The organism is Photobacterium ganghwense (genome assembly GCF_017329545.1).
GTDB lineage: Bacteria > Pseudomonadota > Gammaproteobacteria > Enterobacterales > Vibrionaceae > Photobacterium > Photobacterium ganghwense.
On the sequence record NZ_CP071325.1, the window covers coordinates 2,191,650 to 2,203,678 of the forward strand.

Annotated in this window: 11 protein-coding genes; 4 read left to right on the plus strand and 7 right to left on the minus strand. The window is 52.5% G+C overall.

Translation table 11 applies throughout. The annotated features are described in order from the left end of the window. Positions 1-149: 149 nt before the first annotated feature. The 6 genes from mepK to FH974_RS10010 all read right to left on the minus strand — a co-directional run bounded on the left by mepK (position 150) and on the right by FH974_RS10010 (position 7,677). Positions 150-704 (minus strand): peptidoglycan L,D-endopeptidase MepK, encoded by a 555-nt coding sequence (gene mepK / locus FH974_RS09985; RefSeq protein WP_047884147.1) that lies wholly within the window; start codon positions 702-704, stop codon positions 150-152. Between the two features lie 178 nt (positions 705-882). After that, positions 883-2,571, minus strand: coding sequence for a L,D-transpeptidase family protein (locus FH974_RS09990; protein ID WP_207103244.1), 1,689 nt, complete (start codon positions 2,569-2,571; stop codon positions 883-885). 150 nt (positions 2,572-2,721) lie between these two features. Then, positions 2,722-3,879 (minus strand): DUF1513 domain-containing protein, encoded by a 1,158-nt coding sequence (locus FH974_RS09995; RefSeq protein ID WP_047884146.1) that lies wholly within the window; start codon positions 3,877-3,879, stop codon positions 2,722-2,724. Beyond that, positions 3,860-4,891, minus strand: coding sequence for an imelysin family protein (locus tag FH974_RS10000; protein WP_047884145.1), 1,032 nt, complete (start codon positions 4,889-4,891; stop codon positions 3,860-3,862). Before FH974_RS10000 ends, FH974_RS09995 begins: the two co-directional genes overlap by 20 nt. Positions 4,892-4,906: 15 nt before the next feature. Further along, a complete protein-coding gene (locus tag FH974_RS10005; protein ID WP_084712472.1) occupies positions 4,907-6,355 on the minus strand; it encodes a di-heme oxidoreductase family protein in 1,449 nt (482 codons plus the stop codon). A 65-nt stretch (positions 6,356-6,420) separates the two neighbouring features. Beyond that, the gene (locus tag FH974_RS10010; RefSeq protein ID WP_047884226.1) at positions 6,421-7,677 is read right to left on the minus strand and encodes an imelysin family protein; all 1,257 of its coding nucleotides are present in this window, start codon (positions 7,675-7,677) and stop codon (positions 6,421-6,423) included. 388 nt (positions 7,678-8,065) lie between these two features. Between FH974_RS10010 and FH974_RS10015 the strand changes: the two genes are divergently transcribed. Further along, positions 8,066-8,545, plus strand: coding sequence for a MarR family winged helix-turn-helix transcriptional regulator (locus FH974_RS10015; protein ID WP_047884143.1), 480 nt, complete (start codon positions 8,066-8,068; stop codon positions 8,543-8,545). Positions 8,546-8,619: 74 nt separating this feature from the next. Further along, the gene (locus tag FH974_RS10020) at positions 8,620-9,465 is read left to right on the plus strand and encodes a LysR family transcriptional regulator (protein WP_047884142.1); all 846 of its coding nucleotides are present in this window, start codon (positions 8,620-8,622) and stop codon (positions 9,463-9,465) included. Here the strand turns inward: FH974_RS10020 and FH974_RS10025 are convergent. Next, entirely contained in the window at positions 9,416-10,195 is a 780-nt protein-coding gene (locus FH974_RS10025; protein ID WP_047884141.1) for a TSUP family transporter, read from the minus strand. The genes FH974_RS10020 and FH974_RS10025 overlap by 50 nt on opposite strands. A gap of 179 nt (positions 10,196-10,374) precedes the next feature. On the opposite strand from FH974_RS10025, the gene FH974_RS10030 reads away from it, so the two are divergent. Both FH974_RS10030 and FH974_RS10035 read left to right on the plus strand, forming a co-directional pair. Next, positions 10,375-10,692: a hypothetical protein gene (locus FH974_RS10030; protein WP_207103245.1), complete on the plus strand. Its 318-nt coding sequence runs from the start codon at positions 10,375-10,377 to the stop codon at positions 10,690-10,692. Positions 10,693-10,921: 229 nt separating this feature from the next. Continuing rightward, positions 10,922-11,728, plus strand: coding sequence for a THxN family PEP-CTERM protein (locus FH974_RS10035; protein ID WP_047884139.1), 807 nt, complete (start codon positions 10,922-10,924; stop codon positions 11,726-11,728). Positions 11,729-12,029 lie beyond the last annotated feature (301 nt).

Consider the following 12,029-nt stretch of genomic DNA (forward strand, 5'->3'; position numbering starts at 1 on the left):
GTGTCGGCTTTGTAATTATTCTTTTCCTGCAGGGCTGAAAAAACCAGATACGCGGTTCTCAGGCCTTGGCATAGCTGTTCTGTGTCCTGCTCGTCGGTGTACGGCTCGGCGTACAACAAAAATGTTTAGCTGTTACCATCAACGAGTCGTCAGCCGTTCCAGCGGCGAACCGGGCCCGTGTCAAGATGGATAAATCCGCTTCGTGGATAGTATCCTACTCCACCTAACCGAAGATCCAGTGCAGCATCACGGATTCGTGACAGCGGTACACCTTCCAGATGAAAGTCGATCGCCTGGCCTTTCATATGGTAGCTCTTTTTCGCTACACCGCCGGTTTTCTGCAGCGCCTGATTGGTCTGCGGCGAACGGTAGCCGGAGATAATCCGCACCTGCCCTTTATGCCCGAGTCCGGACTGGATTTCAGTAATGGCATCAAACAAACGGCGATCCATTTTTGCCACTTCATTACGTCTGAAATCACGGCAGATGTAGTTTATCTTCCTCAACTCGTCTTTCAGGTACTGCTCACCATCAAAGTAACGGGTTTCCAAATCTTCGTTAGTGTGAATGTTACACAGTGAGATAGAACGTTCATTCTTTGCTTTATAAGGGCTTGCTATCGCCAACCCCGGCAGCAAAGATGCCCCTAACGTAAGACCGCCAGCCACTAACAGCTGACGGCGCTTGTAATCAATATCAGACATAACTTTACAACAACTGCTTGTTAATTCTTGCTGATATTCCTCCCCGCACTGCGCATGGAATATCAAAAACGAGAATCAAGATAACGTTCAGTTATTGTGCAGTCAAACCATCAATTATCAAAAAATCGTCTAAAAAGCGGACGAAAACTGCCTACTTATTGACGTATAAGCAATTTAGCTAATGGTAAAGGGATGTAAATAATTGCTGGTTTTGAGACTCAGCTACAAATTTGTCATATTCGTAGACATCATCCCGGTAGTTCACTAGCCCATCCTGATCCACCCAGGCAGTCTGATAGATCACTTCGACCTTCACCTTGTTCTGCAAGCCCACTGTCTTAGTTTTCGTACGCGACTTCAGCTCAAACACTCGCTGCTCCGGCACGCCTGAATATGTCAGCAGGATTGTCGCCAGATCATCGGCCTGCTCTACCCGAATACAACCGGAACTGAACGCGCGCGTTTCCTTGGCAAACAGCCGTTTCGACGGTGTGTCGTGAAGATAAATGGCATTGTCGTTAGGCATGTTGAACTTGAACCGTCCCAGTGCATTGTTTTTACCCGGGTTTTGCCGCAAGCGATAAGGGAAGGATTTGGCATTCATCAGCCGCCAGTCAATGGTATGAATCGGGATTTGCTCAGAGCTGTTCCAGCTTCTGATCACCGCAAAATTGTTGCGGTACAGATACCCGCGGTCATACCGGGCTTTTGGCAGAATATCCTTACGCATGATCGACATCGGCACATTCCAGTACGGATTGAACACCACTGAGGATACATTGGAAGTCATTACCGGGGTGCGACGGCTTGGCCTGCCGACAATCACTTTGCTTTCAAGTACCTGCCGGTTATCCAGCCACAAACTCATTTCAAAACGGGGAATATTTACCACCAGCATTGAAGGCCGGTTCATCGGCCAGATTCGGGTTCGCTGCGCATTGAGCGCCAGCACCCGGACCCGTGACTGAGGTGACAGGGCAAGCCACTGCTTGGTTTTGGGGCCAATTGCGCCATCCGGTATCAGACCATGGCGTTTCTGGAAGTTTTTCACCGCATTGGCGAGATCAATGTTGTAATTTCGCACTCTGGCTGAACGCAGCTGATCAGCCTCGAAATTCTGTAAATCGCCAAGCCGTTCCAGCATCGAAATCAGCCCTTCCGGATCTTTCAGGCGAGTGCCCAACCGGATAATGCCGGGCTGATAAAACCCCGGCCAGGGTGATCCCGCCGCTCTTTCCATCGACTCGATCGCCAGCAACAACTGGGTGTAGTTGTCGTCTGCCGGTTTCAGGCTATTCACAAACGAGCGCAGCTGTTCAAACTCGATGGCCCGATACAGCCGAGCCAGCTCCATCTCAGAAGGTAGCGGCAAACGCGGTTCAACGCCCGCACCGAACAGCCATTCCCGACCGTATGTCGGGATACCTTCCACATAGCTCATGTAAGCAAACAGGGTATCGGTCGCCAACAGATCATACTGACGCCAATCATTACTCTGCTTGTACTGTTTGAGTAACTGATAACGCTGGGTGAAATCACTGCTGATATTCGACAGCGCTACTATACGCAGCTGCTGCTCAAATTCATTAGCCGTGAAACTGTCCTGCCACAGGGGCACGAAACCGATGTTGTGGTAAAGATCCGCGAGCTGATCCACATAGCGAATCGTCGCAATATCATTGGCGACTTCGTGGATCCATTGACGCGCTTTTTTCTGCTGCAACAATTCTTCTGAAAATTGCTGCTCCAGCTCAGCACGGGTTGAAAGCGGCTGCACAGGCTGGATTTCTTGCGCTTCTGACAGCACAGAAACCGCCTGAGCAAGGGCAGCGACCAGAACCAGGCCGGTACTTCTTAACTTAGCCATTGCCAACTGACTCCTCATTGCCATTGTTATTATTATGGCAAACGCACTCTATGACGGACTAACTTTAGCCGTAAGCGCCAGCTGGCATTGTTTCAATTCTTAAAAAGTGGTCATATCCGGTTGATTCTGCGGTTCTGCCCTTTGCCCTGATTAGATGATGTTCCAGTGGTTATCCCACATAACCGGGCTTTGTACGGTCTTCGCGGTAAAAGTCGTATCCATGGCAACGATACGTCCCGAACCTGAGCCAACCAGCCATTGGCCGTCTTTAATGCCAACGCCGGACGCGTCGACCAACGGACGCTGCTCCACCAGCTTTCCGCTGGTTTCATCCCAGATACCGTAGCAATTTCCACGCGGCGAGGTGGCGAGCAGATAACCATCGAGGCTGGCAATGCTGGCAATATAGTGATTGAAGCGCAGCCACTCTGCTTCCTCAGCCACCAAATGCTGCAATGCCTGCCCGCGGCGATGTAACGCAACCAGCGGCACAGCATCTTCTGGCTTACCACGATATTGCTGGCCGCAGGCAATCGAACCGGTATCGGTCACACTCAGGTGACGAATACTGAGATGCTTATCCGGTAACTCCGCTTTATCCACCATCTCACCGGTATGGCGGTTCAGGTAGACCAGAGCAGGCTGCATAGTATCGAGATTGAGTGGTTCACGACCATGGGTGTGCACCCCACCGACGCCGATAGCCAGAGTCTCTGAATCGGCCAGCACCACTTCATGCGGACCAATCCCAAAGCCGCTGAACTCAGCGACTTTCGTTAGCCGACCTCCCTGCTCCGCAGGCTGAACCTCATACACCCCAATCACCCCCTGACTGGTTTGCGATTCACCTTCAGTGGCATAGATCAGCTTGCCATCCGGTGAAAACACCCCGTGACCGTAAAAATGCCGCCCGGCATCTGCCATATAAATCGGCCAGCGCGTTCCATTTTTGTAATCAAAGACCTGCAGGTATGTGCCGGGACGTCGTCCAAAAGCTGCCGCCAGCGACCCGCCCGGTTGCACGGCGACACCATGGCCCCGTGCAGGCAACGGCACCTGGTACAGAGGCTGCCCGTCCAGCGCGGCCGCAACAACACCGAATTGTCCCTCACCCTGACGGGAGCAACCGATAATGTGAGCAATCTTTGCATCGGCCATGGGCTCTGACGCAGATGTTAATCCCAGCGATTTACCCGCACGGGATTCATCGCTGCATCCGCCCAGCCCGGCGAAAGGCATCACAGCCAGCCCACTCAGCGCGGCACGCAGCAGCTTACGGCGGGTGTGATCAATCACCATCGGTTGCATTGAACCCCACAACAACACCCAGCTCCGGCGCGACTTCGTCGTGCAGCGCAATTTGAATGTATTCCAGTCCGTTATAGATATTGATCAGTTCGCGGTAGCCATCACGAGAGGTCAGCAGCGGAACCATAGCTTCACTGGCTGGCCAGCCGGACAGCAGATACTCAAACCGCTGACTGATACGTGTTGCCGTGTCCGCAAAGCCGCGCTCACGAAGCATCGCATCGATCCCCTTGCCATCAGCCAGGTACAGTGCCTGCATCGCCGCGACACTGGCTTTCAGGCTGGCCAGGGAATATTGGGCACGCCACGCTTCAGCCTGATAAGGCTTCGGCGAGCCGGGTTTGCCCATCGGCCGGGTCAGTTTCTTGATGGTGTAATCCATCTGGTTATTCAGCGCCCCAAGGTATTCCCCCAGCGCCATCTGCGGGGTCATTTCCTGCCACGGGTCTGCTTGCCAGGCCGATTGCAATTGACTTGCACTGTCTGCCAGACGCAGGCTGACCGCATGTGCCAGCTGGCAACCCTCGGCCTGTTGCAGCGCATCAGACTGATCAAACAGGAACCACTCCATCGCCCCGAAACCCTGTACAGCGACACTTTGTTCAGCCATCGCCTCTGGCGTCCAGGTCGTATCCTGCTTCAGCAACTGAGTCAGTTTACGTCCTGTGGTGTTTTTCTTGTCCGGCCAGAACTGGATCTGCCAGCTCAAGGCCAGCGCCGCTTCGCTGCCTTTTTCACGGCCCTGCAGCGGCATCCAGTTAAGAAAAGCCTGCTGCCAGTTGTGCTGCGCCTGCGCCAGACGCTCTTCTGACGGTGCCTGACAGATTTGTGCAATAGATTCCGATAATGCCCGGGTCGAGGTGGCCAGATCCGCGGTTGCCGTCTGATACTGACTCAGAACGGCTGTACGGGTAGTGACGTCTTCCTGGCAGCCACTGAGCAATGCAACAGCACCTACAGCCAGACTAACGGCAACACCAGCAGTAACAGTCTTAGTGGTTTGATTACGCATGGTACGTCTTTATCCTTACAGCGAATCCAAGAAAGCCAACAGCGCTTTACGCTCTGCCGTTGACAGGTGAACAACACGATCGCGGCTTGCTTGCGCTTCACCGCCATGCCAGAGGATCGCTTCCAGAGTATTGCGTGCCCGGCCATCATGCAGATACTGGGTGTGACCATTCACTTCCTGGGTATAACCCAATCCCCACAGCGGCGCTGTTCGCCACTCGCGACCATCGGCCAGGTACTCACCGCGATGATCCGCCAGACCTTCCCCCATATCGTGCAGTAACAGGTCGGTGTACGGATGAATGGTTTGCTCAGACAAAGCAGGCAGCTCGGTGTTTGGTGCCGTTTTCAGCGAGGTCTGGTGACAGCTCTGACAGCCGATATCGGCAAACAGCTTTTCGCCCTGAACCACCAGAGGATCAGACACATTACGGCGAGCCGGTACTGCTAGGTGACGTGAATAGAACTCAACAAAGGTCAGCACTTTATGGCTGACTTCCGGCGCACCACCGTTGGGTAAATCGGTACAAGCCGTTTGTGATGAGGTGCAGTTTTCAACCGGGAACAACTCACTGGTCAGGCCCAGGTCCCCATTAAAAGCCGCTGCATTTTGCTGCATCAGCGTCGGCTGACCAGCTTTCCAGCCAAATCGGCCGGTCACCAGCTCTTGCTTTGCCACATCCCAAACTCGGTTGATTTTGCCAGAAACTCCCTGACCATCCTGCTGTTGCTGTTTAGCCAACGCTTCCAGCGTGGCATCCGGAATTTGTTCCAGCAAACCTAAGCCGATCATTGGCGGTGCAACCCGTGCAGACATCATGATATCTGCATGCATCGGACCATAGTTCAGATCAGTGATCGTCAGCGTCGGCTTACGCAGGGTTACCACTTCACCGTCAGCCAGTTTCACCGGTACATCCTGATAAGCGATATGGATCTGACCTTCAGGTTTCGCACCTTCCAACGAGAAGTCCTGCAATTGCCCACCATAGACGGGATCAGGAATCACGCCGTCGTTGATAATGGCTCGTTTTTGCTCGTCCGTTACCGCAGGGATACTCAGGCGCACCAGCATGGAAACGGCGTTGCTGTCCCCTTCTGCCGGTGGGTGGCCACGGCCATCCTTTATGTGGCAGTTCTGGCAACCGTTCGTGTTAAACAACGGGCCCAATCCATCACGGGCATCGGTGGTCGCCGGTGCCTGTACCCAGGGGTTACGGAAAAAGCTGTTGCCGACACTGAAATCCAGCCGCTTGGTCAGCGGCAGATTGGTAGCCGGCAGAGAAAATGCATTCGCCCCTGATTTCCGCACGGTGGTTTCACCGCCGGATTTCATTGCAGCGATCTCGGCCGGCGTCAATGATTCAGAAGAAGCAGACTGCGAGGTTTTAGCCTGCAGCGCCGGGCTGCTTAGCGCGACCGCCAGAGAAGCGGACAGCATTGCAAAAGAAAATAACGACTTCATTGCTTATTGCTCACGTAAAACGGCAAAAGGGCTCATCATGAGCCCTTTGATTATCAACGAAAAAATCAGAACTGATGGTCTGCAGTGTCCGGATTCAGGTTGTTCACCCCAATCAGACCCGCAGCCTGCTCAATGCTGGCAGTTTGCTGAACCAGTGCTGAAATAGCGTCATTCACCAGCGCATTGCCCTCTTTGTTGCCAGCAGCGATCAGCTGATCAAAGGCCTGCTGTTTTTTCTCCGCGGAGTCCACCAGGGTATGTACCTGGTCACGAGTCCGGTCAAACTGTGCCTTGATGTCTTTGGCTGCGGCGGCGTCTTTCTCCGCAACCAGGTCGTGAATGCTCGGGCCTGAAACCAGCTGGCCGTTTACACGCAGGTAAGTACCGGTGTAGACGTTGTAGATGCCCTGCTCGTTGTAGTAGTGAGAGTTGTGGGTATTGTCTGAGAAACAGTCGTGCTCATCTTCGGTAGAATTCGCTTCCAGCGCCACTTTCATACGCTCACCAGCCAACTCACCCAGCGACAGCGAACCCATGCCGAACATCATTTTCCGCAGGCCATTTTCAGCTGAGTCTGACAGCAACTCGGCACGGTAGTTACCTTTCACGTCAGCGGACCACTGCTGCTCCATCCAGTTCAGATCGTTTTGCAGCAACTCAGAAGCGGCTTTCAGGTATTCACGACGACGTTCACAGTTACCCTGCGTACAACCGGCACCCACCACAAAATCCGTGTAGGCACGCTCACCGGCACCAGCCGCCGTTCCGTGCAGATCCTGACCCCACAGCAAAAACTCAATGGCATGGTAACCGGTCGCCACGTTCGCTTCCGAACCGCCGATTTCGTTCAGTTCAGCCAGCAGTTCCGGGGTGATTTTGGTAACGTCCACTTTCTGGTTACCGACCTGAATCGTGCGGTTAGCTACGATGTTGGCATTCGCCCCTTCATTACCCATTTCGTGCTGGTAGTCTTGCGCAACATAGTCGATCAGCCCTTCATCCAGCGGCCAGGCGTTGAGCTGCCCTTCCCAGTCGTCCACCACGGCATTGCCGAAACGGAAAACTTCAGACTGCTGATACGGCACACGTGCTTTTTTCCAGGCTTCGCGTGCCTGAGTCAAAGTTGCCTGCGACGGTGAAGCCAGCAGAGCATCAATCGCTTTATCCAGCGATTGTGCGGTAGTCAGAGAGTCGCTGTATACGCTGTGCGCAATATCAGCATAGTGTTTTACCACTGCTTCCTGTGTCACAGCAGCATTGGCGAAAACTGGCGCCACGCACAGTGATGCCATAATTAGGTTGAGTGAAAGCTGTTTTTTCATTGGCGGTTCATCCATGTATAAAGCGTCAATTTGCATTTAACCCAAGAGCCGTTTGAATCGCGTGTCACGAATCAAAAGCCACATAAGTCGGATAATCACTTAATTGCAATGCAAGTGAGAATTATTTTTATTACATAAATAATAACTAAGTTTGTAAGTAAATGTAAATAATGTTTTTCAAGAGTTGTCGGTTTAACCATAAAAAGCGGGTTTTCAGCACATATTATTCACAGCCTGAATCAAACTCGTCGTTTTCCGATTAAACTTGGAGACAAGCCACGTAGAACAACAGCCTGCAATTTATCCATTTCGAAAAATAACAGGCTCTGACTCTTCCAACTTGTTGCTGTTTGAGGTAATTTCGCCGGACACTTATTAGGAGAGTAAAATGGATAAGCACGAAGAAGTCTTGATTGCCTTGCGGCAAATCATTCGAGCCATCGACCTGCATTCACGCAAGCTCAATAAACTTGCAGGTTTAACCGGTCCTCAGCTGGTTTTGATGCGTGCTATCCGTGATTCTGGTGAAGTGACTATCCGCCAGCTTTCCAATAACACCAACATGAGTCAGGCGACCGCGACAACCATTTTGGATCGTTTGGAAAAACGTGGGCTGGTGGTGCGTGAGCGCAGCAAACTGGACAAGCGTAAAGTGCATGCTTACCTGACTGAAGCCGGTAAAGATCTGCTGTCCAAAGCACCACTTCCACTCCAGGAAGACTTTGTTACCCGCTTTCAGCAACTGGCAGAGTGGGAACAAACCCTGCTGCTCAGCTCCGTACAACGCATTTCGTCGATGATGAATGCTGAACACCTAGACGTAGCCGCCGTACTGGAAGTTGGCAGCATTACCGGTCAGGACAACTAACCCGTTCCGTTAAGCCCGCCCAGAGATACCCGTCGCAGAGACGGCGGGTCCCGCAGCACGAAGGACTGTTCACTGTGCTACTCGAAGGAATTGAAACCCTGCTAGTACTTGCCCGTGAAGGCACAATGAGCAAAGCCGGCAGTCGTCTGTATCTCAGCCAGAGCGCCGTCAGCAAACGCATCGCCAAGCTGGAAAAACGCATGGGCAAAAAGCTGATCGAACCTGACGGGCGGCGGATCAAACTGACCCCTGATGCCCGGCAGCTAATCGCAGCCGTTGGCCCCGGTTTCCACGAATTAAAAGGGCTGATTGCCGATCAGCTGGAAGTGGATGACCATTCCCTGATTCGACTTGCCTGCTCTGAAACTCTGGTGGCCGGTTATCTGGCACCGCTGTTGGGTGAATACGTCCGCCAGGATCCATACCTGTCACTCTCCACCCACCATACACCGGTTATTGTTGAAAAAGTGCAGTCCGGGGAGGCAACGCTGGGGATTTGTGCCGGTTATCTGCCGGCCCAACACGGTATTCAGGCCATTCACCTGTTTGACGAACCCTTCAAGATTGTCAGCCAGACGCCACTGACTCAGCCACCGACCGCTCTGCTGACCAATGATCTGGTCAACACCGCCAATACCTACCAGGCCGGATTACTGCAAAATGCCGGTATTGTCCCGCTGATGCAGATGGACTCCTACACCGCCGCCGCGCAACTGGCGCTGAATGGGGTGGCTGCCGCGCTGGTACCCATGTCGACCATTCGTACCCTCAACATCCCGGACAGCCACTGCTTTCATTTTGAGTTTCTCGACACCCTGACCCGCCCGGTTAATATCTGCTACCGGCAAAAAAGCTATCAGGTGCCACGAATCAGAAAACTGATTGAAACCATTGCGGATTTTGTTCAAGCAACAGTTTAATGGCCATGGTCATCGACACGATGACCACCATCGGTCGAATAAACTTACGCCCTTTTGTTACCACAACTTTGGCTCCCATGCGGGCACCGATAAATCCTCCGACCGCCATGGTAAGGCCAATTTCCCAGATTGGCAGCCCGGCCAGGATGAAGAACAACAGCGCAGCCAGGTTTGAGGTGAAATTCAGCACTTTCGTACGCGCTGTGGCTTCAATAATACCCAGTTGCGCCAGCACGACAAAACAGATCGTGAACAGCGAACCGGTACCCGGCCCGAAGAAGCCGTCATAGAACCCGATGCCGGTGCCAACGGTAAAAGCAAACGCCGCTTCCGATATTTTCGGCTCTCCCCCGCCTTTTCCGGCTTCCGGGGCAAACAGAAAATACAGCGAAATGGCCACCAGCATTACCGGTATCAGGTTTGTCAGCAATCCGGCATCCATCACCTGTACCAGCAAAGCGCCAATCGCCGACCCCGCAAAAGTACAGCCTATCGCCAGCCGCATGGATTTCAGGTTGACCAGTCCGTTGCGAACAAAATACAAACTGGCCGAGAAACTGCCGAACGAGCTTTGCAGCTTATTCGTTGCCAACGTCTGAGCCGGTGGTACACCGGCAGCCAGCAATGCCGGTACAGTCAGCATCCCGCCCCCTCCGGCGATAGCATCAATGAAACCGGCTAATCCCGCCACCAGAAACAAAATCCCAATAATATCCCAAGACAAATCCATATCATTTCCAAATCATCAAGAAACCCGGGTCACAAAAACCGAGGTTAACACCTTTGGCTGAATAGGTTACGGATAGGCCGTAAAAAGAAAAACGAAAACTCGGACAGTAACCCATTCCCGTATGGAATCATTTAAGTCTGTTTGAAAACCTCTTGCAGGGATGATTATCAGACTCTCCAATGGCCAAGCGCTCACATGACAAAAACGACATGCCCAAGTGCCAAGTGCCAAACGTTAAACGCCAAGCGCCAAGCGCCAAGCGCCAAAGAGGCATGTCGCAAAATGAGAGGCTATTTACAATTCCCGGCCTTGTTCATCACTGGCTGTACGATCGCCCGCATCCCGCTTTATTGCTTTCATTGAATGGCTTGTCGACTCAATCAGACATTTGTCAGTCAGCAGCGCCTGATAGCCCTGACAATATTCTCTCTGCAGGCATGAAAACTGGAACTGCCAATAAAAATCGTCTGATGGGAGCGTATTGGCATAAAGATTGATTCTCAGAAGCTGAACGTCATTCTGAATGAAAAGACGCTTTCTCAGTGCTGCCAGTGCCAGCAGCAACAGTTACAGAAGAAACAACATGACAATCTCACGGGCAGCGAAATGAGAAAGACCATCCACTGCCCTTTTTGAATCACGCCTTCAGCACGAAGTCGTACACAAGCAGCAGGCTAAAGGCTATTTCATTCGCCTGCCCGCTTGCACACTGAAGGGAGACTAACCATGACAAAATGGCCTGCTCTGCTCGCAGGGGTGGTAATCACCAGCAGCCCGGCTTTTGCAGAAACGATCGAAATTACTTTCGGCAATTTTACCGGTGAATGGCTCAATGCCGTCACTTCAGACGGCGGGGATTCAACGTCGACATCCGGAACGGAGACCGACCCGGTGCTCAGCTGGGGTCGGCCTGCAACGTCAGAAGGACAAAGCAGCTATACCTTCGAATCCGAAGCCGCGTTTACGACCCTGTTTGATTCCAGTGCGGAAACCAGTGACATTTTCAATCTCGGTACTTTCACTCACTCAAATAACCCGATCTACAGCCCGACGCTGGTCAGTGTCGATTTGAAGCTGACCACAACGGTTCAGGTCGGGGATTTGGAAGCTGCGCCGGTGGAATTCCTGTTCAGTTTCAGCCATGACGAAACACCAAACAGTGCTTCCCCCTGTAAGTACGATGATTCGACGCAGCCCGGAGTAAATGACAACGGCTGTGCTGACAGCATTACGCTGACCTCGTCGTTATTTACACAGACCTTTACTATTGGCAACACGGATTACACCATTGCTATCGAAGGATTCAAGGTTGGTGAAACCACGGTGGACAGCTTTCTCACCAAAGAAAAAGCCGATAACGAAGCGATTATTATTGCGAAAGTCACCTCGTACGAGGCCATTATCACTGGCGGAGGGGAAAGTGGTACACCAACCGATGTACCGGAGCCCGAGCATACCGCTATCGCAGGGTTATTATTCTCGCTGTATGGCGGACGACGATGGTCAGCACGAAAACGACGAATGCCACGTTAACGCTATACCTTTCTGGCGCTATACCGTTCTGGCACCATACCGAACGACAGTTTGGCATTACGACCGCTGACCAAAGGCTTATCACAAGCACACAGTGACAAGGACAGAGATAACAGTGATTACCTTTTCCGTCATTGACCATCTTCCGAGGTCGCCGGTCACTGAAGGTCGTCGGTAACTGAAGAAAGCAGTGGCAAACCGCTTTACCGGTTACCGGTTACCGGCGACACCACTATCGTTTGTCGCTTAACTCAACCTCACTGCCGTCCAAAACGAAACAACAGTGCAGATCAACTGCGTA

Bases quoted from the DNA above. Each gene is read 5' to 3' on its own strand.
- mepK (WP_047884147.1), bottom strand. From the start codon at position 704: ATGTCTGATATTGATTACAAGCGCCGTCAGCTGTTAGTGGCTGGCGGT.
- FH974_RS09990 (WP_207103244.1), bottom strand. From the start codon at position 2,571: ATGGCTAAGTTAAGAAGTACCGGCCTGGTTCTGGTCGCTGCCCTTGCT.
- FH974_RS09995 (WP_047884146.1), bottom strand. From the start codon at position 3,879: ATGCAACCGATGGTGATTGATCACACCCGCCGTAAGCTGCTGCGTGCC.
- FH974_RS10000 (WP_047884145.1), bottom strand. From the start codon at position 4,891: ATGCGTAATCAAACCACTAAGACTGTTACTGCTGGTGTTGCCGTTAGT.
- FH974_RS10005 (WP_084712472.1), bottom strand. From the start codon at position 6,355: ATGAAGTCGTTATTTTCTTTTGCAATGCTGTCCGCTTCTCTGGCGGTC.
- FH974_RS10010 (WP_047884226.1), bottom strand. From the start codon at position 7,677: ATGAAAAAACAGCTTTCACTCAACCTAATTATGGCATCACTGTGCGTG.
- FH974_RS10015 (WP_047884143.1), top strand. From the start codon at position 8,066: ATGGATAAGCACGAAGAAGTCTTGATTGCCTTGCGGCAAATCATTCGA.
- FH974_RS10025 (WP_047884141.1), bottom strand. From the start codon at position 10,195: ATGGATTTGTCTTGGGATATTATTGGGATTTTGTTTCTGGTGGCGGGA.
- FH974_RS10030 (WP_207103245.1), top strand. From the start codon at position 10,375: ATGGCCAAGCGCTCACATGACAAAAACGACATGCCCAAGTGCCAAGTG.
- FH974_RS10035 (WP_047884139.1), top strand. From the start codon at position 10,922: ATGACAAAATGGCCTGCTCTGCTCGCAGGGGTGGTAATCACCAGCAGC.